This window comes from Amphiplicatus metriothermophilus, from assembly GCF_900199215.1.
Taxonomy (GTDB): domain Bacteria; phylum Pseudomonadota; class Alphaproteobacteria; order Caulobacterales; family Parvularculaceae; genus Amphiplicatus; species Amphiplicatus metriothermophilus.
The window spans coordinates 429286-453127 of record NZ_FZQA01000002.1; the positions used below are offsets into that span (position 1 = coordinate 429286).

The window sequence follows — 23842 nt, forward strand, 5'->3', positions numbered from 1 at the left end:
GGCGTCTCACGCGCCGAACAGCGCGCCCCAGAACTGCGCCGCGGCGATGAGCACGAGGACTAGGCCGAGTCCGAACCCGTCCCGCAACGTCTCGTTTTCCACCGCTGGCTTGGCCGTCCTCACGCTCATGGAATCCTCCCGGCTGACGCGTTCCGTTTTTGTTCTGTATTCGCTTTTTGTTCTCGTGTAAAGCGTCCCTATCCGGTACGGCCCTCACCGCCTCACGCCGGCCGCGGCCCCCGTCCCGCGTCGCGCAGGATCTCGCGGGCGGCGTTGCGGCCGGGCAGGCCGGAGACACCGCCGCCGGGATGCGCGCCCGAGCCGCATAGATAAAGCCCCGCGAGCGGCCCGCGATAATCGCCATAGCCGAGGGCGGGCCGCGCGGCCCAGAGCTGATCGAGACTGAGGGCGCCGTGAAAGATGTCGCCGCCGACGAGGCCGAATCTCTCCTCGAGATCGGCGGGCGAGAGGATCGTCCGGGCGACGACGGATTTTTTGAAATTCGGCGCCCAGGCGTCGACCGCATCGATGACGGCGTCGGCGGCTTCCTCGCGGGCATCGGCCCAGCTTCGCCCGTCAGGCAGGTCCGGCGCGAAATGCTGGCAGAAGAGGCTCGCCACATGGGCGCCCTCGGGCGCGAGCGTGTCGTCGATCGTCGAGGGGATGAGCATCTCGACGATGGGCGCGCGCGACCAGCCATGGCGCTTCGCGTCCATGAAGGCGCGGTCCATGTAATCGAGGCTGGGGGCGATGATGATCCCTGCTTGGTGGTGCTCGCCTTCCCCCGGCAGACAGGAAAAGTCAGGCAGTTCGGACAAAGCGACGTTCATGCGGAAGGTTCCCGACGCGCAGCGCCAGTTCTCCATCCGCCGACGGAAATCCTCCGGCAGCGCGGCTGGCTCGATCATCCGCGTATAGAGGAGCTTCGGATTCACATTGGCGACGACCCGGGCGGCGGCGATCTCCGCTCCGCTTTCTAGAACGACGCCGCGCGCCGCGCCGTTTTCGACGCGAACCGATTTGACCGGCGCCTCGAGCGAGATTTCCACGCCCGCATCGAGACAGGCCCGGCGCATCGCCTCCGTGATCGCGCCCATGCCGCCGACTGCGTGACCCCAGGCGCCCTTCTCGCCCGTCGCCTCGCCGAAGACGTGATGAAGAAGCACATAGGCCGAGCCCGGTGCTTCTGGGCTCGCATAATTGCCCACGACCGCGTCGAAGCCGAAGATCGCCTTGACCGGATCGGACTCGAACCAGCCGTCGAGAAAGGCGCGCGCGCTCTTGGCGAAGAGGTCGAGAACGTCCTCCATCAGGTCGAGCGGGCCGGCCGCCACAGGCCAGAGCTGACGGGCGGCGGCGAGGCCCGCCGAAAGGCGCCTGCGCGGATTGGGCGGCGTCTCCATCGCAAGCCGGCGCAGGATATCGGCGACGGCCTCGAGCCTGTCGTAGTAGCGCGGCAGCGCCTCGGCGTCGCGGACGGAGAATTTCGTGACCTCGCCCTGCGTGCGCTCGAGCCCGCCGCCAACCTTGAGATAGCGCCCGTCCTCCGCAGGCAGAAAATTAGCGATGGGACGTTTGAGAATCCGCAGCCCGTAATCGGCGAGCCGCATGTCGGCGATGACGCCCGGATTGAGAAGGCTCACCGTGTAGCTCGCCGCCGAGTTGCGGAAACCAGGATGGAACTCCTCGGTGACCGCCGCGCCGCCGACCATGGTCCGGCGCTCGCACACCCGCACGCGCAGCCCCGCCCGGGCAAGGTAGAAAGCGCAGACGAGCCCGTTATGCCCGCCGCCGATGAGAACCGCGTCGTAAGCCCCTGAACTGTCGGATCTGGTCATGTCGGCCCTTCTTCACGTGCAGGAGAGCGGCCGGCTGAGACGGGGCCGTGCGAGCCGCCGCTTGCTTTCGGTCGCCGGACGGGGAAAATCGGCGAAAAAGAAAAGAACGCCGTCATGGGTCATCTCTTCATCCGAGTCGCGGTTCTCGCCGCATCTGCGGCGCTCGCCGGCTGCGTTTCTTCCGGCGCGCCGGCGTCCGCGCCATCCTATGCGACTGCGGGCGAGTCGTCCGCGCCAGCGAATGCGCTCATCGTCCGCGGCGACCGGCTGTTCGTGCCGGCTCGCTTCAACGGCCGGCAGGTAGAAGCCCTGCTCGACTCCGGCGCGGAGATGACGATTCTCGACCGCGCTTTCGCGGAAGAGCTCGGAGTCGTCGCGACCGGGTCGCACACCGCCCGAGGCACGGGCGGGGAGACCGAAGCGGCGTTCGCCAAAGGCGTCGACATCGAGGCGGCCGGCGTCGAACTCGTCGACAGAATCGTCGCCGTCATAGATCTTTCCGACATCGCCGAGCGACTTGTAAAGGCGTCTGTTCCTGCGATCATCGGGCGCGACCTTTTCGACGCGGCGCGTTTCGAGATCGACATCGAAGCAGGGCGCATCGAAAAAACAGACCGCGCGGCCGCGCCCAGCGGCGCGCGCCTGCCGATGGAAACGCACAAGGGATTGCAGACCATTCCCGTATCGGTCGAAGGAAACGCGCCGGCGCAGGCCGATTTCGATCTCGGCAATGGCGGAAACGTGCTCGTCGGCGCCGCCTATGCGGAACGCCTGGGCCTGACCGCGCCCGGGCGCATCGTTGACCGGCAAACGGGCGGCGGCCTCGGCGGGGAGATCGCCCGGGACATCGTAGTTCTTAAAACGCTGGAAATCGCCGGCGAAACGTTCACCGATGTTCCCGCCGCCATCGATCCGACGGAGAACGCCGCAGACGTCAATGTCGGCGTGAGGATCCTTCGGCGATTCAGAATGACGGTCGACTTCGCCGAAAACGCGCTGTGGGTCGAGCCGCGATAGGCCGCGCCTCCTAACTTTCCCTCTCAAGCGGCAGCTCGGTGGTCTGCTTGATCTCGCGCAGGGCGATGGAGGAGCGCACGCGCCCCACGCCCGGCAGCTCGAAGAGGAACTTCTGCAGGAAGCGGTCGTAATCGGCGATGTCTCGCGCAACGACGCGCAGGGTGAAGTCGGCGTCGCCGGTGGTGGCGTAGCATTCGAGCACTTCCGGCCGGCGTCGGATCTTCTCCTCGATCTCGTCCACATATTCCGGATACTGACGCTCGATCGAGACATGCACGAAAGCGCACACCGCCAAGCCCAGCTTCTCGCGGTCGAGAACGGCGCGATAGGCTTCAATGACGCCAGCCTCCTCGAGCGCTTTCAGGCGCCGCCAGCAGGTGGCCGGCGACACGCCCGTCTCCTCGGCGAGCTCCTGGGAGGAAAGTCGCCCGCGCTTCTGTAGCGCGGCGAGAATTTTTCGGTCCTGGGCGTCGAGAGACATGGTCATGGCCGGGCCGTCCTCGGAATAATCACATCATGCGCGGCGATCCCGCTGCGATATGTATAAACCACAATCGGCCATCTATATGAAATATATGTTTCGTAAAATCGCGATATTTTGCGTTGATCGAAAAGCGCTTTGCGCGCAAAAGGCGTATATTGCCTCACGAGAAACGTCGGAGGCGATGTCCCATGACGGAACAGCCCCTCGCCCTCCCCCGAGAACGAGAGCCGGCGCTGGACCCTTACGAGCTCGACGACCGTTATCAGCGCGAAACCGGCCGGGTGTTTCTCACCGGCAGTCAGGCGCTCGTGGCGATCATGCTGTTGCAGGCGCGCGCCGATCGCGCCCGGGGTCTGAACACCGCCGGCTTCGTCAGCGGCTATCGCGGCTCGCCCCTCGGGGGCGTCGACCAGGCGATGTGGCGCGCCAGGAAACATCTCGACGCGCATCACATCACCTTCCTGCCGGCGATTAACGAAGACCTCGCCGCGACCGCGATTCTCGGCACGCAGCAGGTCGAGATCGAGGAAGACCGCGCGGTCGATGGCGTCTTCTCCATGTGGTACGGCAAGGGGCCCGGCGTCGACCGCGCCGGCGACGCGCTGAAGCACGGCAACGCCTACGGATCGTCCCCGCACGGCGGCGTGCTCATCGTAGCCGGCGACGACCACGGCTGCGTGTCCTCCTCGATGTCGCATCAGTCGGACGTCGCCTTCATGGCGTGGTACATGCCGACCCTGCACCCGGCGAACATTCAGGAATATCTCGAATACGGACTGTACGGGTACGCCCTTTCGCGCTTTTCCGGCATGTGGGTCGGCTTCAAGGCCGTCTCGGAGATCGTCGAAAGCGGAGCGAGCGTCGAGCTTCCCGCCCTGCCCGACTTCAGGACGCCGGAGGATTTCACGCCGCCGCCCGATGGTCTTAACTTCCGCTGGCCAGACCTGCCGGGAATGCAGATCGAGCGGCGCATGCGTGCGAAAAAAGAAGCGGTGCGCGCTTTCGCCCGCGCCAATCCGATCGACCGGGCGATTTATGGCATCCCGAACGCGCGCTACGGCATCATCACAACCGGCAAGGCCCATCTAGATGTAATGGAGGCGCTCGCCCTGCTGGGCATCGATGAGCGGCGCGCGCGGGAAATCGGTCTCGACATTTACAAGATCGGCCTTGTTTGGCCTCTCGAAAATCGGGGCGCCGAGCGCTTCATGGCGGGCAAGGAAGAAGTGCTCGTCGTCGAGGAAAAGCGCGGCATCATCGAAAGCCAGCTCAAGGAGTATATTTACGACCGCGCCGTCGAGAAGCCGAAGCATATTCTCGGCAAGCATGACGAGACCGGCGCGCATCTGATTTCCTGGGTCGACGAGCTGTCTCCGTCTAGCCTCGCGCCGATCATCGCCGGGCGTCTTTCGAAAATCTTCCCCGATTATTCTTTCGCTGAAGCGCTCGCCGAGATCGAGGCCCGCCAGCGTCCGGTCGAAGCGCCCGGCGGCGCGAAGCGACTGCCCTATTTCTGCTCGGGTTGCCCGCACAACACCTCCACCCGCGTACCCGAGGGCTCGAAAGCGCTCGCCGGCATCGGCTGCCATTTTATGGCCTCGTGGATGGACCGCGAGACGACCTCGCTCATCCAGATGGGCGGGGAAGGCGTTAACTGGGCCGCGAAATCGCTCTATCTCAAGGACCGCCCGCATATCTTCCAGAATCTCGGCGACGGCACCTATTTCCATTCCGGCTCCATGGCGATCCGCCAGGCGGTCGCCGCCGGGGCGAACATCACCTACAAGATTCTTTACAACGACGCGGTGGCGATGACCGGCGGCCAGCCGATCGACGGCGTGCTGACGGTTCCCCAAATCGCCAACCAGCTCAAGCACGAAGGCGTCGGGAAGATCGTCATCGTCTCCGACCAGCCGGAGAAGATCGTCGCGGCCGGTGGCTACCCGCGCGAGGTCGAAGTGCGCCATCGCGACGATCTCGACGCCGTCCAGCGCGAATTGCGCGAGATCAAGGGCGTGACCGCGCTCATCTACGAGCAGACCTGCGCGGCGGAGAAGCGCCGCCGGCGCAAGCGCGGCGAATATCCCGACCCGCCGAAGCGCATTTTCATCAACGAGCTCGTCTGCGAAGGGTGCGGCGACTGCTCGAAGCAGTCGAACTGCCTGTCCATCGTCCCGGTCGAGACGGAATTCGGCCGTAAGCGGAAGATCGACCAGTATTCCTGCAACAAGGATTATTCCTGCGTCAAAGGCTTCTGCCCGAGTTTCGTATCGGTCGAAGGCGGCCGGCTGCGCGAGCCCGCCGCAGGCGGACTCGACGCGGCGATGCGCGCGCGGCTTGACGAACTGCCCGAACCCGCCGTTCCGGCCACGGGACGAACCTACGACCTTCTGGTCGGGGGCGTCGGCGGCACCGGGGTCGTCACCATCGGCCAGATCGTCACCATGGCGGCCCATCTCGAAGGCAAGGGCGCGAGCGTGCTCGACTTCATGGGCTTCGCCCAGAAGGGCGGCACGGTGCTGAGCTATGTAAGGCTCGGCGAAAATCCGGCCGCGCTCAACCAGGTGCGCATCGACGCCGGCGCGGCGAACGCCGTGATCGTCTGCGACCTCGTGGTCGGAACGGACCCGCGCGCGCTGGCCGTCATGCGCAAGGGGCGCACGAAAGCCGCGGCCAACACCGACATCATTCCGACTGCGGACTTCATCCGCGACCGCAATATCGACTTCGCCTCCCATCTGCGCCTGAAGACCATCCGCGAAGCCTGCGGCGAGGATCTGGTGAGCGCGATCGACGCGAGCGCGATCGCCGCGCGCCTGCTCGGCGATACGGTATTCGGCAACATGCTGCTTCTCGGCTTCGCCTGGCAGCTCGGCCTCGTTCCGACAAGCCGCGCCGCGCTTGTGCGCGCCATCGAGCTTAACGGCGTCGCCGTCCCAAGGAACAAGGACGCCTTCGCGCTCGGCCGCCTCGCCGCCGTCGAGCCGGACATCGTTCACAAGGCCGCCGGCCTCGCCGACGAACCGCCGCGCGAGCAGACGCTGGAGGAGATCATGGAGCGGCGCGCCGCGTTCCTCGCCGATTATCAGAACGCGGCCTACGCCCGCGCCTATCGGGACTTCGTCGCGGACATCGCCGCGCGCGCGCGCGCCGTCGAAGGGAGCGAGGCTTTCGCGCGCGCCGTCGCCCGTTATCTGTTCAAGCTCATGGCCTACAAGGACGAATACGAGGTCGCCCGGCTCTACACCGACGGCTGGTTCAAAAAGAAGCTCGCCGAAGAGTTCGAAGGCGACTACACGATCAAGTTTCACATGGCCCCCCCGATTTTCCACCGCGGACTCGACGATCAGGGCCGGCCGAAGAAATCGGTTTTCGGCCCTTGGATGTATCCTGCGCTGTCCTTGCTGCGCCGGTTGCGCTTCCTGCGCGGCACGCCCTTCGATCCCTTCGGTCACACCGAAGAGCGCAAGCTCGAGCGCCGGCTCATCGAGGAATATCGCCAGCGCATGGCGGAAATCGCCGACCGGCTGACGCCGCGAAATCTCGCCGTCGCCGTCGAGATCGCGCGTCTGCCCGACGGGATCCGCGGCTATGGCCCTGTCAAACTCGACTCCGTCCGCAAGGCGGAGGCCGAGCTTTCCGGCCTCATGAAACGGTTCGAGGATGCGAATCTCGCCGAAGTCGCGTAAGGAACCTTGCCCACAACGTCATAAGGACTTCAGTCATGTTCGCCGACGTCAAGCCGCTGCCGCCCGATCCGATCCTCGGCCTGTCGAAGCTGTTCGTCGACGACCCGCGCGAGCGGAAGATCGACCTCGGCGTGGGCGTCTTTCGCGCGGCCGACAACACGACCCCGGTTCTGAAGGCGGTGAAGATCGCCGAACAACGATTGCTGGAGCGGCAGGCGACGAAAGCCTATGCGCCGCCTGCGGGCGTGCCCGGTTTCGTCGAAGGCGCGGCGCGGCTCGTCTTCGGCGAAGACTCGCCTGTGCTGCGCGACGGACGCAGCGCCGGCGTTCAGACGCCGGGCGGGTGCGGCGCGCTTCGGGTCGGCGCGGAGATTCTGCGCCGGCTTGAGGCGGGAACGGTTTATGTCGGCGCGCCGACCTGGCCGAACCATGCGCCGCTGCTCACCGAAGCGGGCCTGAAGCTCGAAATGATTCCTTATTACGATGCGCAGGCGCGCGCCATCGAGTTCGACGGCTTCATAGCGGCGGTCGAAAAGCTCGGCCCCGGCGACGTCCTCCTTGTCCACGGCGCCTGTCACAATCCCACAGGCGCCGATCTCGACCGGGCGCAGATCGACGCGATCATCGAGACGGCGGACCGGCGGGGATTTCTGCCTTTCGTCGATCTCGCCTATCACGGCTTCGCGGCCGGGCTCGACGACGACGCCTACATCGTGCGCGAGATGGCGCGGCGCTTGCCGGAGCTGCTCGTCTCCTATTCCTGCTCGAAGAATTTCGGCCTTTATCGCGAGCGCACGGGCGCCTTGCTCATCGTCGGCGAGACCGGCGAGCGCGCCGGCGCGATTCAGTCCCATGCGCTCAATGTCGCGCGCGGGATGTATTCCATGCCGCCGGCCCATGGCGGATCCATCGTCGCGGAGATTCTTCAGAGCCCGGAGCTTGAGGCGAAGTGGCGCGATGAGCTCGCCCATATGCGCGACACGGTGAAGGCGAACCGGCGCCTGCTCGCCCGCACGGCCGCTGAGATGCAGCTCGGCGACGCCCTCGCCTATATCGAGGGCCAGAACGGCATGTTCTCGCTTCTTCCCCTGAGCGAGAAGCAGGTGCTCGCCATGCGCGAGAAGCACGGCGTCTACATGACCGGCAACGCCCGCATCAATCTGTGCGGCGTCAACGCCGGCAATGTCGCCCATCTTTGCGAGGCCTATCGCGACGTGACGCAGGGCTGACGTCCGGCTCGAACGCAGCCGCGAGAACAGGCTGCGAACGGCCGCAGCTCCCAAAGCCGCGCGCTCGGCGCGGCTGATTCCCGGCTTTATGAACGTTGCGCCGCCCCGCCCTGAGCTGGCGCCGCTCACGCCGACAATTCGAACCACCGCGCAAGCGCCATGAAATCAGCTTCGAGCCGCGCCTCGCGCGCGGCGGCTTCGGCGTCCGCGCCCCAGCGCTCGGCCTGAAAGCGCTCGTCGAGGCGCGCGGCGACGAAAATGTCCGCGGCCGGGAACGCCCGATGCGCGAGCGCCAGCCCCAGCACCGCCGAGCCGGCGATCTCGGTCGCCGGCCGAGCGGCGGCGAGTCGCCAGGGATCGAGACGCGCGACGGCGCGTTCGACGGCGGCCAGGGTTTCGGCCGACTGCGCGACGGCCACGACGCCTTCGGTGACGGCGAAGCGGGCGCCCAGCGCTTCCCGGGCCCAATCGAGATAGGGCGTCCAGACGCGCGCCTGGCGCTCGACGAGCGCGGCGGGCTCGCCGGCCCGATAGCAGAGAAGGTCCGTGCGCGCATAATCGACGATCGCCGCCCGCCATGGCGCGCCGTCCCCGGCCTCGAGATCGAGCGCGGCGATCGCAAGACGGGTCAGCGGCATGGAAGCCAGATCGACGGCCTCGCCCTGCGCGCGCCATTCTGCGGCGACGGCCTCGGCGACGGGGCGCGCCGGCGGCGCAAGCATTCGCCCGCCTGGCGCTTTTGCCGGCCTGCCGTCCAGCAGGACGGGAAAGCGCCCGCCCTCCTCCGTGATCTCGACCGCATGGTAAAAGCGCTTCAGGCGCGCGGACTTCGCCGGGGCGAGCTCGACCATCATGCGATCTCCGGCCAGCCGACTTCGGCGTTCTCGTCGAAGCCGAAGAAGCGCCACGTCTCCAACATGTGGCCCGAAAGCGGCGCTTTCAGCGTCATGCGCTTGCCTGTCGCCGGATGGGGAAAGCTCATCGCCCGACAGAACAGGTGCAGCCGGCCCGCCACGCCTTCAAGGCGCGCGGCCGGCCCGCCATATTTCCCGTCGCCGACGATGGGCGTTCCCATCGCCGCGCAATGGACGCGAAGCTGATGGGTGCGTCCGGTGCGCGGACGCAGCGCGAGGAAAGCCGCTTGGGGGCCGGCGTCGTCCATGGTCTGAAAATCCGTGACCGCCTTTTTCGCGTCCTCGCCCTCGGCAGGGACCACCCGCTCCTGGCCGCCCTCGCCGATTCGAACCATGCGCTTGGCGATCGGCAGATCGATCGTTCCCTCGCGCGGCCTGGGCTGGCCGGCGACCAGCGCCCAGTACGTTTTCTCGACCTCATGACGCTGAAAGGCGCCGCCGAGCCTGGCCGCCGCGGCGCGGGTTTTCGCCAGCAGCAGAAGGCCGCCGGTGTCCCGGTCGAGTCGGTGCACGAGACGCGGGCGCTCGCCCTTCTTTTCGAAAGCGGCGAGCATGGCGTCGATGTGACGACCGGTCTTCGCCCCGCCCTGAACCGCAAGACCGAAGGGCTTGCCCAGAGCCATCACGGCGTCGTCCTCGTAAACGATCAGGGAGCGAATGAACGCCGCGTCCTCGGCGCGGACGGGTAGCGCCGGCTTTTTCGCCGTCGTCTCCTGCGCCGCCGCGGCGAGCGGCGGGACGCGGATGGTCTCGCCCGCTTCGAGTCGGCGGCCGGCCTTGACCCGCCCGCCGTCGACGCGGATCTGGCCGGTGCGCAGGAGCTTTTCGAGCGCGCCGTGGCGCAGCGCCGGATAATGGGCGCGGAACCAGCGGTCCAGCCGCATTCCGGCCTCCTCCGCCGTCACCGTCGCCATGCTCACGCTGCTCTTGCTCATCACATTCTTTTCCTTGCGCATCGTTCTTCGCGGCCGCTTTTAACGCGCCAGCCGCCCTGCGCGCCAGAGCGCCGGTCCCCCGGCCATTCGCCGCACGGGCCCGCGGGGTGATCGCGGCGGCGGATCATGCTAGGCCGGCGCCCTGGAGGAACGGCAAAGCGGCGGGAGCCGGCATGAGCTGGCAGGTCTTTCTGTGGGTCGCGTTCGGCGGCGCGCTCGGCAGCGGCGCGCGCTATCTGTGCTCGGGACTCGTCGCGAGCCTTGCCGGACCGACCTTTCCGTGGGGCACCATCGCGGTCAACGTGCTGGGCTCTTTCCTTATCGGTTTTTTCAACACCTTGAGCGGGCCGGACGGGCGGCTTCTTATTGGAACGGAAGCGCGCCAGTTCGTCATGCTGGGCCTCCTCGGCGGCTATACGACCTTTTCCTCCTTCAGCCTGCAGACGCTCAATCTTATACGCGAGGGCGAATGGGGGCCGGCCGCGGGCAATGTGATTCTTTCCGTCGCGTTGTGTCTGGGCGCCGTCTGGCTCGGCCATGTCGCGGCCGCGGCGTTCAACCAGCTTAAGGGAGGCTAGAAGTGCAAATCCCGCGTGACGCGCTGTTGCTGCGCGTGTTCATCGGCGAGAGCGACCGGCATGACGGCAGTCCGCTTTACGAGGCGATCGTGCTGAAGGCCCGCGAGAGCCATCTCGCCGGCGCGACGGTGCTGCGCGCGCCCATGGGTTACGGGCGGTCGAGCCGTCTGCATACGACCAAAATCCTGCGCCTGTCCGAGGACCTGCCCATCGTCATAGAGATCGTCGACAGCAAGGAGAAGATCGAGGCGTTTCTGCCCGTGCTCGACGCCATGATGGGCAGCGGCCTCGTCACCCTGGAAAAAGTGCAGGTGCTGCGTTACGGCGACGGCGAGGCTACGGCGTCTCCTTCATAAAGGGCGCGAGCAGGAGCGGCAATAAGGGCCGGTCTTCAGCGCCTTCGACGCCGATTTTCATCTCTCTCGTCCGCCGTGTCGGGCTGCGGGTGCCGAACAGCGGGTCCCACAGGCTGAACACGCCGGCGTAGTTCGAATTGGTGTCGCGGCGGGTCGCGTGATGATGCACCCAGTGGATCGAGGGCGTCACGACGATCCGAGACAGGACGGATTCGAGCGCCGGCGGCAGCCTTACGTTCGAATGGTGGAAGATCGACGCCGCGAGCAGCGCCGTCTCGAAGACGACCACATGGGCGAAAGGAATCGCCAGAAGGACGACGGGCGCCATGCGCAGCGCGGCGGACAGGGCGACTTCTCCGACATGGAAGCGCACCGCCGTCGTCGTATCGAGATGCTCGTCGAGGTGATGCGGCATGTGCAATCGCCGCATCAACGGGATTTCGTGATAGGCGCGATGGACCCAGTAGGCCCACAGATCGAGGATCACGATATCGACGGCGAGCGCGGGAAGGCCGGACCAGTCTTCAGGCCGCGTCCATAAGGGATGGGCGCTTGCAAAGGCCGTCAGCGGCAGGACGATCAGCGGCGAGACGAGGATCATCATGAGCCACAGAACGCCGTTGACCGCCAGCCGACGGCGATTCCTCGGCGGCGGCGCCGCGGCGGCCATCCGTTCCAGAACGAAAAACAACGCGAACCATCCCGCGACGAACCAGATTTTGAAAGCGAGGACGGTTTCGATCATCCCGCGCCCGCCCCATCGTCGAAGCGCTTCCAGTCCGCGCGCTCGAAACAGGCCGGATGGCGGACCATGCCGATGCGCTCGTAGAAACCTTCCGCTTTCGGCGCGGACAATAGGAAGAAATGAGCGTAAGGCCCCGCCGCGCGGGCGCTTTCCTCGATCAGGCGTCGGCCGACGCCTTCGCCCTGCCGGCTCTCGTCGACCGCCAGGTCGGAGCAGTAACAGCAGAAGGCGAAATCGGTGAGGCAGCGGCTGACCCCGACGAGGCAGCCCTCGCAGTCGCGCACCGTCACGATCAGGTTCGCGTTGCGCAGCATCGTCTCGATGCGGGCGCGCTCCTTCGCCAGCCGCCGCTCGGCGAGAGTCGAGCGAATGAGCACATCGACGAACTCATCCGTGTCGAGATCGTTCTCGATGGCGTAGACTAGCGTTCCGCTCATTTCTTCTCCCGCCCGGCGCGCCGCGCCGTCCAATAATCGAGGCGCTTGCGGATTTCCTTTTCGAAGCCATAGGGCGTCGGCTTGTAATAAGCATGGCGCGCCATGCCGGGCGGGAAGTAATCAAGCCCAGCGAAGGCGCCTTCCGCATCATGATCGTATTCGTAACCTTCCGCATAGCCGAGCTGCTTCATCAGTTTGGTGGGCGCGTTCATCGCGTGAGGCGGCGGGGCGAGAGAGCCGGACTCTTTCGCTGCGCGGCTCGCCGCTGCGAAAGCGCGATAGACCGCGTTCGACTTCGGCGCCGTCGCGAGATGGACGACCGCCTGAGCAAGCGCAAGCTCGCCTTCGGGCGAGCCGAGGAAGTCATAGGCGTCCTTGGCGGCGAGGCAGATCTGAAGCGCCGTCGGGTCGGCCATGCCGATGTCTTCAGACGCCATGCGCACGAGCCGGCGCGCGATATAGAGCGGATCTTCGCCGCCGGCGAGCATCCGCGCCAGCCAGTAAAGCGCGGCGTCGACGTCCGATCCGCGCACGGATTTGTGCAGCGCGCTGATTAGGTTGTAATGTGCTTCCTGGCCCTTGTCGTAGAGCGGCGCGCGGCGCTGGACGATGCGCGCGAGTTCTTCCGGTCCTACGGGCTCGCGGCCTTCGGGCTCCAGAAACACGTCCTCGGCGAGGTTGAGCGCGAAGCGCCCGTCGCCGTCGGCCATGGCGACGAGCGTCGCACGCGCTTCGGGCGTGAGCGGCAGAGGGCGCCCTTCGGCCTTCTCCGCGCGCGCGAGGAGCGTCTCCAGCGCCGCCTCGTCGAGTCGCTTGAGCACCAGCACCTGCGCGCGCGACAGGAGCGCCGGATTGAGCTCGAAAGAGGGATTCTCCGTGGTCGCCCCGACAAGGGTGATGAGGCCGGATTCCACATTGGGAAGAAAGCCGTCCTGTTGGGCGCGGTTGAAGCGGTGAATCTCGTCGACGAAGAGAAGCGTTCCCATGCCCGCGCGCCGGCGCGCCTCGGCGCGATCGAATACCTTGCGCAGGTCTGCGACGCCGGAGAAGACCGCCGAAATCTGCTCGAATTCGAGCTTCGACTCGCGCGCGATGAGCCGCGCTATGGTCGTTTTCCCCGTGCCGGGCGGACCCCAGAGAATGATCGAGGACAGCCGTCCGGCCTTCAGCATCCGACGGATCGGCGCGCCCTCGGCGATGAGATGGTCCTGTCCGACCACCTCGTCGAGAGACTGCGGGCGCAGCCGGTCCGCGAGCGGGCGCGGCGCGTCCTTGTCAAGGCCGGCGGCGTGGAAAAGATCGCTCACCCGCTCATCGTCCTACCGTCCACGTCACGATGCGCCGGCCGGTGTCGACCTCGATGTCCCAGCGGCGCGCCGGACGGTTGATCTCGCGTTCCAGTTCGGCCGAGGTGCGCACTTTTCTGCCGTTCACGGACAGAATGCGATAACCGCGCCTCAGACCCCGCCGCGCCGCGAAGGAGCGCGGATTCACTTCCGCCACCACGACGCCGGCGCGGAACGGATCGAGCCCGACCTCTTCGTTGAAGCGCGGCGAGAGATTGTCCACCGTCACGCCGTCGAGCGGATGCGGCCCCGCCAGGGTTCGCGGATCGCGCGCCGGCTCGTCAGGGGGCAGCGCCAGCGCGACCCGGGCCGTGCGCTCCCTGCCGTCCCGCCGATAGACGACCGTCGCCGTCTCGCCGTCGCTGCGCACGCCGACGCGGTAGCGCAGGGTCGCCGCGTCATAGACCGGCTCGCCGTCGATCTCGGTGACCACGTCGCCGACCTTGAGGCCCGCCCGATCGGCCGGCCCGCCCGGCCAGATCTCGGTGATGATCGCGCCGGCCGGCCGGTCCAGCCCGATGGCGCGCGCGATGTCGGCGGTCACCGTGTCCGCAGCGGCGCCGAGCCAGGGGCGCACCAGCTCGCCTCCGGTCACGGCCGAGCGGATCACCTGCTGCACGAGCGCGGAGGGAATCGCGAAGCCGATGCCGTGCGAGCCCCCGGTGCGCGAATAGATCGCCGTATTGACGCCGACCAGACGGCCGTTGACGTCGACGAGCGCGCCGCCGGAATTGCCCGGATTGATCGCCGCGTCGGTCTGGATGAAGAACTGATAGTCGGTGATCGACACCCCGGTGCGCGCCAGCGCCGAGATGATGCCGCTCGTCACGGTCTGGCCGACGCCGAAAGGATTGCCGATCGCCAGCACGATGTCGCCGACCTCCACGGCGTCGGAATTGGCGAATTCGAGAAAGGGCAGCGGCTCGCCCGCCTCGATCTTCAGCACGGCGAGATCGGTTTTGGAATCGGCGAGCAGCACTTGCGCCTCGAACTCGCGCCGGTCGGCGAGCACGACCTTGATCTCGGTCATGTTCTCGATGACGTGGTTGTTGGTGACGATGACCCCGTCCGGACTGACGATCACGCCCGAGCCGAGGGAGGTCTGCTCGCGCGGGCCCATGCCGAAGAAGCGGTCGAAAAAGGGGTCGCCCGTCGAGCGATTGACCACGCGCCGCGTGTAGATGTTGACGACCGCCGGCGCGGCGCGCTCGACCACCGGCGCGAAAGAAAGATGCATCTCCGCCATCGACCGCGGCGCGACGCGCGGCGCGCTTTCGATGGTTTCCCCTTCAAGAGCGGGATCGGGCGCGTCCTGGGCCGCAGCGGCCACGGCGGCGGCGGTCTCGCCGGACTCGGCGCAGGCCGCGCTGGAAAACGCCAAAAGACCGATCACTCCCCAAAATAGAAGACGCATGGATCAGACCCCTGTTTCGCCTGTCGCGGCCAACGCCCGCGTCCTTATAGCAGAGGCGCTGAAGCGCGGCAGTCACCACAATATGGTGGCGGGATCGGGACGGGAAAGGGTGCGGAAACCCTTGCCGCCCGCGAGCCGCCTTCTCCACCCAACGGCGCGTTCAAGCGTTCGCAAGCCCGGCTGCAAGCGCCGCGAGGGAGCGCGCCGCCAGTCCGCGGCGCGCATGCGTGATCCGGTCGGGAAAGCCGTGACGCGCGGCATGTTCGCGCGGGATCTCGGTCCAGCCGCTTGCGGACTCACCGCGCCACCACGTCGCGCGAGGCTTTGGTCAGGCGTTCGCAGCCCCTTTCGGTCACGACGACCGTGTCGGACAGGAAGTAATCGCCCTTCGCGGTGCGCAGAAGCCACGACATCAGGTGGAAAACCATGCCGGCGCGAAGCTCCATCTTCGAGCCGGCGCGCAGGCCGAGCGGCACCCCGCCCCCGCTCCAGCTCGGCGGGAACCCGATGCCGACCGCATAGCCGCAGTGATGGCGGCGATAACCCTCCAGGCCCGAACGGTCGACCACGCCCTGCCAGGCGGCGTAGACGTCTTCGGCCGCGACGCCGGGACGGATCCTGTCGGCGGCGGCCTCGATCGCCTCTTCGCAGACGCGCTGCATCTCGTAGGCGCGCCTGGGCGCCGATCCGATGAAGACGAGCCGGCCCGCCGGAGCGTGATAGCGCTCCACGCAGCCGCTCATTTCCAGGAAGAGAATGTCCTTCCTCTCCAGGCGTTGATCCTCCCACGAACCATGTTCATGATCCAGCGTGTGGGCGGCGCGCACCAGCGGCACGAAGCCCGGATAGGTGCCGCCGCGATGAAACATGGTCTGGTATATCGCGGCCATGATGTCCGGCTGCGGCACGCCGGGGCCCGCCGCGGCGACGCCCGACAGGATCATCGAGTCGGTGATGACGGCGGCCTTGCGCGTATAGGCGAGCTCCGCCGGCGACTGGATGAGACGCACGTCGGTGACGAGATTCGAGGCCGCCTCGAAGCGCGCGTTCGGCAGCGCCTCGATGATCGCCTGGCCGATGCCGTAGGGAAACAGGGAGCTGCTCGCCTCGATGCCCAGTCGGGCCTTTTCAAGCCCGCTTTCCACGATGGCCTCGACGGTCGCCTTCGCGGGTCCTTCGTAGACCGCCGCCCCGCCCGGCCCTGCACGCGTCGGCACGCCAAGGCTGGTCGACCAGGGCCGCACGCCGCCGCCCGCCTCGTCGAGACGCGGCCCGTCCTCGCCGTTGGCCGAAGGCGGCAGCGGCGCGACCCCGTCGGAATATTTCACATGCCGCACGTCCGGCACCTTGTCGCGGATGATCGCCTGCTCCATGGCGCGGGTGATGAGCGACGGCTCGCCTTCGAGCGGCACGAGGAGAAGCTGATAGGCGAAATAGCCGAGATAGCTGAGGCCGGTAAGGTAGCAGATGTTCTCCGGGCTCGAGACCAGCATGCCGTCGAGGCCGCGTTCCGCGATCGCCTTGCGCACGCGCTCGAGCCGGGCGGCGTACTCCTCCTTCGGAAACGCCCGCAGTCGTCCTTTCATTTTTTTCTTCGCGTTCTTCGCCGCCGCTTCAGCCATTCATGCGTCCTTTCTTCGGTCGGCCGTGTAAAAGTGATAAGCAATTTCAGTGAAAGCGCAAGCGCGGCCTTGCAAAACGGAAAGGCCGGCTGATGCTTCCTTATACGGAATGTTGACACGCTCCTGGAAAGGATGCGATCCTGCTGTAATTGATGATATGAATATGTTCGCAGGCGAGCATTCGCTCTCATGCGATTCTTGCGATCGGCGCCGACTTTTCCGGTTCTGCATATAGTTTTTCCGTCATGCTCGGTCTGATCCGGGCGATAGTGAGCGCGACAGGTGCGGCGACGCGCCGATTTCGCCGACCGTCTGCGGGCCTGAAACCATGGAAAGGAGACTGGAGACTTATGACCGCCGCCGTCAATCTTCCCAAGTCCCACAAGGGCGCAGTTCCCGTGCGCCAGACGAAGCTTCTGATCGACGGCGCGTTTCACGACGCCGCGAGCGGGCGAACCTTCGCCACGATCGACCCGTCTACGGAGGAAGTGATCGCCGAGGTCGCCGAAGCCGGCCCGGAGGATGTCGACCGCGCCGTCAGGGCCGCGCGCGCCGCGCTCGAAGACGGCCCTTGGGCGCGGATGGACGCGCGCGAGCGCGGCCGGCTGCTCATGAAATGGGCCGATCTCATCGAAGCGAACATGGAGGAGCTCGCCCGCCTCGAAGTCCTCGACAACGGCAAACCGATCGCGGAAGCGCTCGGCTACGACATTCCGAGCGCGGCGGCGACCATCCGCTATTTCGCCGGCTGGGCCGACAAGATCGAGGGCCGGACGATCCCCGTTTCGGGTCCCTTTTTCACCTATACGAGGCGCGAGCCCGTGGGCGTATGCGGTCTCATCATTCCCTGGAATTTTCCGCTCGCCATGGCCGCATGGAAGCTCGGGCCCGCGCTCGCGGCCGGCTGCGCGGCGATCCTGAAGCCCGCCGAGCAGACGCCGCTCACCGCCCTGCGCGCGGGCGAGCTCGCCCTCGAAGCGGGCGTTCCTCCGGGCGTGCTCAACATTCTGCCCGGCTTCGGGGGCGGCGGCGCGGGCGAAGCGATCGTCAAGCATCCCGGCGTCGACAAAATCGCCTTCACCGGCGAATACCGAACAGCGCAAATCATCAAGCGCGAGACCGCTGATTCGATGAAGCGCCTCACGTTCGAACTCGGCGGAAAGAGCCCCAACATCGTCTTCGAGGACGCCGATCTCGACGCGGCGGTCGAGGGCGCCTTCGGCGCGATCTTTCTCAATCAGGGACAAAACTGCTGCGCGGGCAGCCGGGCCTTCGTACATGAGAAGATCTACGACCGCTTCGTCGAGAAGCTCGCCGAAAAAGCGGCGAAGCGGCGCATCGGCGACCCTCTGAATTCGGACACGGAGCATGGGCCGCAAATCGACCAGGCCCAGTTCGAGAAGATCATGCGCTATATCGACCTCGGCCGCGAGCAGGGCGCGCGCCTCGCCGCCGGCGGCGAGCGAGTCGGCGAGAAGGGCTTTTACGTCGCGCCTACGGTCTTCGCCGAGGTGCGCGACGAAATGGCGATCGCCACCGACGAGATCTTCGGTCCGGTCGTCGGCGTGCTGAAGTTCAAGGACGCCGACGAGGCGATCCGGCGCGCCAATGACTCCATGTTCGGCCTCGCCGGCGCGGTGTGGACGCGCGATCTCGACAAGGCGAATGCGGTGAGCGCGCGGCTCAGGGCCGGTACGGTGTGGGTCAATTGCTACAACATCGTCGATCCGGCCGCGCCTTTCGGCGGCTTCAAGATGTCCGGCGTCGGCCGCGAACTCGGCGAGGAGGCGCTCAACGCCTATACCGAAACCAAAACCGTCACCATACGGAATGGATAAGGACGTTGTAATCTCTCCTCATCGATCTCAGTCCTGCGCCGGCGCCAGGCGGGCCAGCACGGCGCGGATCGCCACCTGATCGCCGACCGAGGCGGACAAGGTCTCGACTACGCCGTCGCGCGGCGCGGCGAGGCGGTGCTCCATCTTCATCGCCTCGACGGCGATGAGCGTCTGGCCTTTCTTCACCGCGTCGCCGGGTTTCACCAAAACGCTGGCGACCACGCCCGCCATCGGCGCGCGCACCTCGTTCCCGCCGCCCGCCTGCGCGCCCGCCGGCGCATGGGTCATGTCGGCGAAGGTGCGCGCGGGCCCCGCGCCCTTGAGGTGCAGGCGCGCGCCTTCGCGCGCAAACCGCGCGCAACGAACGGCGCCGTCGACCCGGTAACGGATGCGTCCGTCTTCGATCGCCAGCGCTTCGACGGACGCTTGCCCGTCTCCCAGAAAGCCCGTGACGCGCGGGCCGTCGATGATCGCCCGCGCCTCGATAATTTCATCCCCATGCTGAAGTTTCAGCGGAAAAGCCGTCGGGCCGCGCGAATTCCACCCGGCAAGCGGATCATCAAGGCGCCAGTCCGCCAGCGTCGCGGCGGCGAGCGCGATATCGAGCGCGGAGACCGGCGCCGGCGCAGGCGCGAGCCGGTCGAGCGCGCGCTCGATATAGCCGACGTCGGCTTCGCCTTTCGCGAAAGCCTCGTCGCGCAGCAGGCCCGCGAGAAACGGCGCGTTCGTCGTCACGCCCAGAATGACGGCGTCGTCAAGCGCGGCCGCGAGCCGCAGGCGCGCTTCGTCTCGCGTGCGCCCATGCGCGACGAGTTTCGCGATCAGCGGGTCGTAATGCGGCGAGACGGCGTCGCCGGCTTCGACGCCTGCATCGACGCGCAAGAACGCATTCGAATCAGAAGAAGCCTCGCGGCGAGCGGTCGGCCCGCCATCACAGGACGGAAGATCGAAACATGCGAGCCGGCCCGTCTGCGGCAGGAATCCCTTCGCCGGATCCTCAGCGTAAAGACGGGCTTCAATCGCCCATCCGTCGAGACGGACGTCCTCCTGGCCGAATGGCAAGGGGCACCCTTCCGCAATGTCGAGCTGCAACGCGACGAGATCAAGCCCGGTCACAAGCTCCGTGACCGGATGCTCCACCTGAAGGCGCGTATTCATTTCCAGAAAATAGAAGGACTGCGTCGACGGCTCGAACAGAAACTCCACGGTGCCGGCGTTGCGGTAGCCGACGGCGCGGGCGGCCTCGACCGCGGCCGCGCCCATCGCCGCACGGGTTTCAGGACCGACGACTGGCGACGGCGCCTCCTCGATCACCTTCTGGCGTCGGCGCTGGAGCGAGCAGTCGCGCTCGCCGAGATGAACCGCATTTCCGTGCGCGTCGGCGAGAACCTGAATCTCCACATGGCGCGCGCCGACGACAAGCTTCTCCAGCAAGAGGCGCCCGTCGCCGAAGGCGCTTTCGGCTTCCTTGCGCGCGCCAGCAAGCGCGTCCTCAAGCTCCTCCGGTCCCTGAACGACGCGCATCCCCCGCCCGCCTCCGCCCGCGGCGGCCTTGACCATGACGGGATAGCCGATTTTGTCCGCCTCCGTCCGAAAACGCGCCGGCGACTGGTCCGCGCCGTCATAGCCGGGCGCGCAAGGCACGCCCGCCGCGCTCATGCGCCGGCGCGCTTCGGCCTTGTCGCCCATCGCGGCGATTGCCGAAGCCGGCGGGCCGACGAAAGCGATCCCGGCCTTTTCGCACGCTTCGGCGAAAGCGGCGCGCTCGGACAGGAAGCCGTAGCCGGGATGGATCGCGTCGGCGCCGACTTTCTTCGCCGCGGCGATGATCGCCTCGATGTCGAGATAGCTCTGCGCCGGCGCTGGCGGGCCGATGAAGATCGCCTCGTCGGCCCGTTTCACGTGAAGCGCGTCTTCGTCCGCGGCCGAATAGACGGCGACGGCGCGGATTCCCCGCGCCTTCGCCGTCCTGATGATGCGGCAGGCGATCTCGCCCCGATTGGCGATGAGAAGGGCGCGGATGGGCTTCAGCATGGCTTCGTCATCCCGGACGCGCCGCAGCACGCAGTGTTGCGGCGCCGATCCGCGATCTTGCGCCGCGCTCGTTTATCCCGCTGACTCGCTTGCTTTCCGGCCTGCGCCCGATCCCGGGTCTGTGTTGCGGCGCTTCCCGCCGCAACGCGCCCGGGATGACGTCCAAGCGATGTTTCACGTGAAACATTCCCGCTACGGACGAATCCCGGCGAATGCGATCCCTTCATTGGCGAGGAACGCCTCATCCTCTCACTCTCTGTTCGTCTTGCCGGGGAGAATCCCCATATATTTGCAGATGATGGAGAGCATCACCTCGTCGGCGCCGGCGCCGATGGAGGCGAGCCGCCCGTCGCGATATGAGCGGGAGATCGGCGTCTCCTCCATATAGCCCATGCCGCCCCAATATTGCAGGCAGGAGTCGTTGACCTCGCGCAGAAGCCGGCCGGCCTTGAGCTTCGCCATCGACGCCTTGAGCGTCACGTCCTCGCCCGCGACCATCTGCTCGACGCACTCCCAGGCGAGCGCGCGCAGCGCCTCGACCTCGGTCATCAGCTCGGCCATGCGGAAATGGACGACCTGATTGTCGAGGATCGACTTGCCGAACGCCTTGCGCTGGCGGGCGTAGTCGATGGTCGACTCGATCGTCTTCCTCATGCCGACGAGGCCGGAAAGCGCCCCCCACAGGCGCTCCTCCTGGAACTGGAGCATCTGATACATGAAGCCCGCACCCTCCTCGCCGATGCGGTAGCGCTGAGGCGCGCGCACGTCCTCGAAGAAGAACTGCGCCGTGTCGGAGCTTCTCATGCCGAGCTTCTTGAGCTTGCGGGCGATCTCGATCCCCGGGCGGAGTTTTCCCTTGTCGTCGCGCAAAGGCAGGCAGATGAGGGTCTTGTTCCGATGCGGCGCGTCGTCGGAGGTGTTGGCGAGCAGGCACATCCAGTCGGCCTGGGTCCCGTTCGTCGTCCACATCTTGCCGCCGTTGACGACGTAATCCTCGCCGTCCTTCCGCGCCGTCGTCTTGATGGAGGCGACGTCGGAGCCCGCGCCCGTCTCCGATACCCCGAGACAGGCGACGTAATCGCCGCTGATCGACGGGCGCAGGAAATCCTCTTTCGCCGCGTCGGAGCCGAAGCGCGCAAGCGCCGGCGTCGCCATGTCGGTCTGCACGCCGATCGCCATGGGAATGGCGCCGCAATTGATATGGCCGAGGGTTTCCGCGACGACCGCCCCGTAGGACCAGTCCAGCCCGAGCCCGCCATATTCGACCGGCTTGGTCACGCCGAGAAGTCCGAGCTCGCCCAGCCCCTTGAACACCTCATGGGCGGGAAAGATTTCCGCTTCTTCCCACTCATCGACATACGGATTGATCTCCGCGTCGATGAATCGCTTGAGCGTATCGCGAAGCTGCTCGTGTTCAGGGGTGAGGTTCATTGTTCAGCTTCCTTGGGTTGCATCGTCCCGGACGCGCCGCAGCATTGCATGCTGCTGCGCGCACGGGATGACGGCCGTCGAGGGGATTGCCAATCATCACATCCTCGCCACGCCGAAGGTGTTGGGCCGCAGGCGGCGCGCTTCGGCTTCCGCGACCGTGTCGAGGCAGAAAGCAAGAACCTTGCGCGAATCGCGCGGGTCGATGAGCCCGTCGTCCCACAGACGCGCGGTTGCGAACAAAGCCGTCGACTCGCGGTCGTAAGTCTCGACGATCTGCTTCGCCATGGCGTCGAGGAAAGCCTCGTTCGGCTCTTCGCCTTTCCGGCGCGCGCCTTCCTCGGCGACGATGCGCATGGTCTTGGCCGCCTGCTCGCCGCCCATCACGGCGATGCGGTTGTTGGGCCAGGCGAAGATGAAACGCGGATCGAAGGCCCGCCCGCACATCCCGTAATTGCCCGCTCCGAAGCTCGCGCCGATATGCAGCGTCAGCTTCGGCGCGGTCATGTTGGTCACCGCCTGGATCATCTTGCTGCCATGCTTGACGATGCCGCGCTGCTCGGCGTCGGTTCCGACGAGATAGCCCGTCGTGTTCTGAAGAAAGACGACCGGCGCGCCCGCCTGACACATGAGCTGGATGAACTGGGCGGCCTTGGCCGCGCCGTCGGCGTCGATGGGCCCGTTATTGCCGATGATCCCGACGCCGTGGCCGGCGATCTCCGCCTGGACGCAGACCGTCGCCGCGCCGTAGCCCGCCTTGAAATCGAGAAAGTCCGAGCCGTCGACGACGCGCGCGATCACTTCGCGCACGTCATAGGGAACGCGGTAGTCCGCGGGGACGACGCCGAGGATCTCCTCCGGGTCGTAGGCCGGCTCGCGGAACGTCCGCGCGCGGCCGGGCGCGTCGCGGCTCCACTGGAGCTTGGCGACGATCTCGCGCGCGATGCGGACGCCGTCCGCGTCGTTCTCGGCCATGTATTCGGCGGTGCCGGAGACGTGATAGTGCATCTCCGCCCCGCCGAGCTCTTCGTCGGTCGCGATCTCGCCGGTGGCGGCCTTCAGAAGCGGCGGGCCGGCGAGAAACACTTTCGTGCGGCCCCTCACCGCGACCACATAGTCCGACAGCCCCGTCTGATAGGCGCCGCCGGCCGTCGACGATCCGTGCACCACGGAAATGACTGGGCAGCCCGCAGCCGACAGCCGCGCGAGATTGGCGAAGGTGCGCCCGCCGGCGACGAACATCTCCGCCTGGCGGAAGAGATTCGCCCCCGCGCTTTCGATGAGCTGGATGAAGGGCAGCTTGTTCTCCAGCGCGATCGCCTGGGCGCGTAGCGCCTTCTCGACGCCCATGGGCGTGGCCGCCCCGCCCTTGATGCCGCTGTCGGAAGCCGAGACGAGGCAGCGCGCGCCCGCGACGAAGCCGATCCCGGCGACGCCGCCGCCGGAAACGTTCGCCTCTCCGTCGTCGTCATGCATCTTATGGCCGCAGAGGGTCGACAGCTCGAGAAACGGCGCGCCGCGGTCGAGGATGAGCGCGAGCCGTTCGCGCGGCAGAAGCTGTCCGCGCTTTTCGAATTTCGGCCGGGCGCGGTTCGACGCCTCGACGATCCGCCGCTCGAGCGCGCGGAATTCCTCGATGAGCTTCAGGTGCGCCGCGCGATTGGCCGCGAAGCTCTCCGCGCGCGGATCGATCTGGCTTTCAAAGACCGGCATGAGCCTCCTTTTCTCTGGCCTTCGGGCGCCGCGTTCGGCCCCATGGCAATGCGCGCCCCGCCCCAGGTCAAGCGCGAGGCGCAGTCCATCCTACCCCCGGCGCGAAAGGCGGGGATAACTATCCACGTTTTATCCCCGTTTTCGGGGATGGATCGAAAAAATAGCGGAAATTCAGATTGTTATCGTTCGCCTTGCACGGGGCGCGATCACGCCGAAGACCCCGCC

General features: G+C 66.7%; 19 protein-coding genes. 6 read left to right on the forward strand and 13 right to left on the reverse strand.

Annotated elements, in window-relative coordinates:
• Positions 1-6 precede the first annotated feature (6 nt).
• Positions 7-129 carry a hypothetical protein gene (locus CHB64_RS15625; RefSeq protein WP_260167593.1) on the reverse strand — a complete coding sequence of 41 codons (123 nt, stop codon included), beginning with the start codon at positions 127-129 and terminating at the stop codon, positions 7-9.
• A 92-nt stretch (positions 130-221) separates the two neighbouring features.
• Positions 222-1838, reverse strand: coding sequence for a phytoene desaturase family protein (locus tag CHB64_RS06810; protein WP_089411840.1), 1617 nt, complete (start codon positions 1836-1838; stop codon positions 222-224).
• A 114-nt stretch (positions 1839-1952) separates the two neighbouring features.
• Here CHB64_RS06810 and CHB64_RS06815 point away from each other — a divergent pair, with 114 nt between their 5' ends.
• Entirely contained in the window at positions 1953-2855 is a 903-nt protein-coding gene (locus tag CHB64_RS06815; protein WP_089411841.1) for a pepsin/retropepsin-like aspartic protease family protein, read from the forward strand.
• A gap of 10 nt (positions 2856-2865) precedes the next feature.
• Here CHB64_RS06815 and CHB64_RS06820 read toward each other — a convergent pair whose 3' ends face one another.
• Positions 2866-3342, reverse strand: a complete 477-nt coding sequence (locus tag CHB64_RS06820; RefSeq protein ID WP_089411842.1) for an Lrp/AsnC family transcriptional regulator — start codon at positions 3340-3342, stop codon at positions 2866-2868.
• 185 nt (positions 3343-3527) lie between these two features.
• Between CHB64_RS06820 and CHB64_RS06825 the strand changes: the two genes are divergently transcribed.
• Positions 3528-7028 carry an indolepyruvate ferredoxin oxidoreductase family protein gene (locus CHB64_RS06825; protein WP_089411843.1) on the forward strand — a complete coding sequence of 1167 codons (3501 nt, stop codon included), beginning with the start codon at positions 3528-3530 and terminating at the stop codon, positions 7026-7028.
• Between the two features lie 35 nt (positions 7029-7063).
• A complete protein-coding gene (locus tag CHB64_RS06830; protein ID WP_089411844.1) occupies positions 7064-8257 on the forward strand; it encodes an amino acid aminotransferase in 1194 nt (397 codons plus the stop codon).
• A gap of 125 nt (positions 8258-8382) precedes the next feature.
• On the opposite strand, the gene CHB64_RS06835 is transcribed toward CHB64_RS06830, so the two are convergent.
• On the reverse strand, positions 8383-9111 hold the full coding sequence (locus CHB64_RS06835) for an ATP12 family chaperone protein (protein ID WP_200815256.1): 729 nt from the start codon (positions 9109-9111) through the stop codon (positions 8383-8385).
• Positions 9108-10106, reverse strand: a complete 999-nt coding sequence (locus CHB64_RS06840) for an RluA family pseudouridine synthase (protein ID WP_183234016.1) — start codon at positions 10104-10106, stop codon at positions 9108-9110. The genes CHB64_RS06835 and CHB64_RS06840 overlap by 4 nt, the downstream gene beginning before the upstream one ends.
• A 173-nt stretch (positions 10107-10279) precedes the next feature.
• Here CHB64_RS06840 and crcB point away from each other — a divergent pair, with 173 nt between their 5' ends.
• Entirely contained in the window at positions 10280-10684 is a 405-nt protein-coding gene (crcB, locus tag CHB64_RS06845) for a fluoride efflux transporter CrcB (RefSeq protein WP_089411845.1), read from the forward strand.
• A gap of 2 nt (positions 10685-10686) precedes the next feature.
• Positions 10687-11040: a DUF190 domain-containing protein gene (locus tag CHB64_RS06850; RefSeq protein ID WP_089411846.1), complete on the forward strand. Its 354-nt coding sequence runs from the start codon at positions 10687-10689 to the stop codon at positions 11038-11040.
• Here the strand turns inward: CHB64_RS06850 and CHB64_RS06855 are convergent.
• From CHB64_RS06855 to CHB64_RS06875, 5 genes are all read right to left on the reverse strand, one after another.
• Entirely contained in the window at positions 11021-11785 is a 765-nt protein-coding gene (locus CHB64_RS06855) for a sterol desaturase family protein (RefSeq protein ID WP_089411847.1), read from the reverse strand. The two genes, CHB64_RS06850 and CHB64_RS06855, sit on opposite strands and share 20 nt — an antisense overlap.
• Positions 11782-12222 carry a GNAT family N-acetyltransferase gene (locus tag CHB64_RS06860; protein ID WP_089412025.1) on the reverse strand — a complete coding sequence of 147 codons (441 nt, stop codon included), beginning with the start codon at positions 12220-12222 and terminating at the stop codon, positions 11782-11784. Before CHB64_RS06860 ends, CHB64_RS06855 begins: the two co-directional genes overlap by 4 nt.
• On the reverse strand, positions 12219-13529 hold the full coding sequence (locus CHB64_RS06865; protein ID WP_089411848.1) for a replication-associated recombination protein A: 1311 nt from the start codon (positions 13527-13529) through the stop codon (positions 12219-12221). Before CHB64_RS06865 ends, CHB64_RS06860 begins: the two co-directional genes overlap by 4 nt.
• 4 nt (positions 13530-13533) lie before the next feature.
• Positions 13534-14982, reverse strand: a complete 1449-nt coding sequence (locus CHB64_RS06870; protein WP_234993321.1) for a DegQ family serine endoprotease — start codon at positions 14980-14982, stop codon at positions 13534-13536.
• 296 nt (positions 14983-15278) lie between these two features.
• Complete coding sequence (locus tag CHB64_RS06875) at positions 15279-16604, reverse strand: M24 family metallopeptidase (protein WP_200815257.1); 1326 nt, start codon at positions 16602-16604, stop codon at positions 15279-15281.
• A 350-nt stretch (positions 16605-16954) separates the two neighbouring features.
• On the opposite strand from CHB64_RS06875, the gene CHB64_RS06880 reads away from it, so the two are divergent.
• Positions 16955-18442 (forward strand): aldehyde dehydrogenase family protein, encoded by a 1488-nt coding sequence (locus CHB64_RS06880; protein WP_089411849.1) that lies wholly within the window; start codon positions 16955-16957, stop codon positions 18440-18442.
• Between the two features lie 27 nt (positions 18443-18469).
• Here CHB64_RS06880 and CHB64_RS06885 read toward each other — a convergent pair whose 3' ends face one another.
• The 3 genes from CHB64_RS06885 to CHB64_RS06895 form a co-directional block, all read right to left on the reverse strand.
• Complete coding sequence (locus CHB64_RS06885; protein ID WP_089412028.1) at positions 18470-20476, reverse strand: ATP-binding protein; 2007 nt, start codon at positions 20474-20476, stop codon at positions 18470-18472.
• A 249-nt stretch (positions 20477-20725) separates the two neighbouring features.
• Positions 20726-21907 (reverse strand): acyl-CoA dehydrogenase family protein, encoded by a 1182-nt coding sequence (locus CHB64_RS06890; RefSeq protein WP_089411850.1) that lies wholly within the window; start codon positions 21905-21907, stop codon positions 20726-20728.
• Between the two features lie 96 nt (positions 21908-22003).
• Entirely contained in the window at positions 22004-23617 is a 1614-nt protein-coding gene (locus tag CHB64_RS06895; RefSeq protein WP_089411851.1) for an acyl-CoA carboxylase subunit beta, read from the reverse strand.
• Between the last annotated feature and the right edge of the window lie 225 nt (positions 23618-23842).

What these genes read in the sequence shown, in the direction of transcription:
- CHB64_RS15625 (WP_260167593.1), bottom strand. Translation starts at nt 129, where the DNA reads ATGAGCGTGAGGACGGCCAAGCCAGCGGTGGAAAACGAGACGTTGCGG.
- CHB64_RS06810 (WP_089411840.1), bottom strand. Translation starts at nt 1,838, where the DNA reads ATGACCAGATCCGACAGTTCAGGGGCTTACGACGCGGTTCTCATCGGC.
- CHB64_RS06815 (WP_089411841.1), top strand. Translation starts at nt 1,953, where the DNA reads ATGGGTCATCTCTTCATCCGAGTCGCGGTTCTCGCCGCATCTGCGGCG.
- CHB64_RS06820 (WP_089411842.1), bottom strand. Translation starts at nt 3,342, where the DNA reads ATGACCATGTCTCTCGACGCCCAGGACCGAAAAATTCTCGCCGCGCTA.
- CHB64_RS06825 (WP_089411843.1), top strand. Translation starts at nt 3,528, where the DNA reads ATGACGGAACAGCCCCTCGCCCTCCCCCGAGAACGAGAGCCGGCGCTG.
- CHB64_RS06830 (WP_089411844.1), top strand. Translation starts at nt 7,064, where the DNA reads ATGTTCGCCGACGTCAAGCCGCTGCCGCCCGATCCGATCCTCGGCCTG.
- CHB64_RS06835 (WP_200815256.1), bottom strand. Translation starts at nt 9,111, where the DNA reads ATGATGGTCGAGCTCGCCCCGGCGAAGTCCGCGCGCCTGAAGCGCTTT.
- CHB64_RS06840 (WP_183234016.1), bottom strand. Translation starts at nt 10,106, where the DNA reads ATGAGCAAGAGCAGCGTGAGCATGGCGACGGTGACGGCGGAGGAGGCC.
- crcB (WP_089411845.1), top strand. Translation starts at nt 10,280, where the DNA reads ATGAGCTGGCAGGTCTTTCTGTGGGTCGCGTTCGGCGGCGCGCTCGGC.
- CHB64_RS06855 (WP_089411847.1), bottom strand. Translation starts at nt 11,785, where the DNA reads ATGATCGAAACCGTCCTCGCTTTCAAAATCTGGTTCGTCGCGGGATGG.
- CHB64_RS06860 (WP_089412025.1), bottom strand. Translation starts at nt 12,222, where the DNA reads ATGAGCGGAACGCTAGTCTACGCCATCGAGAACGATCTCGACACGGAT.
- CHB64_RS06870 (WP_234993321.1), bottom strand. Translation starts at nt 14,982, where the DNA reads ATGCGTCTTCTATTTTGGGGAGTGATCGGTCTTTTGGCGTTTTCCAGC.
- CHB64_RS06875 (WP_200815257.1), bottom strand. Translation starts at nt 16,604, where the DNA reads ATGGCTGAAGCGGCGGCGAAGAACGCGAAGAAAAAAATGAAAGGACGA.
- CHB64_RS06880 (WP_089411849.1), top strand. Translation starts at nt 16,955, where the DNA reads ATGACCGCCGCCGTCAATCTTCCCAAGTCCCACAAGGGCGCAGTTCCC.
- CHB64_RS06885 (WP_089412028.1), bottom strand. Translation starts at nt 20,476, where the DNA reads ATGCTGAAGCCCATCCGCGCCCTTCTCATCGCCAATCGGGGCGAGATC.
- CHB64_RS06890 (WP_089411850.1), bottom strand. Translation starts at nt 21,907, where the DNA reads ATGAACCTCACCCCTGAACACGAGCAGCTTCGCGATACGCTCAAGCGA.
- CHB64_RS06895 (WP_089411851.1), bottom strand. Translation starts at nt 23,617, where the DNA reads ATGCCGGTCTTTGAAAGCCAGATCGATCCGCGCGCGGAGAGCTTCGCG.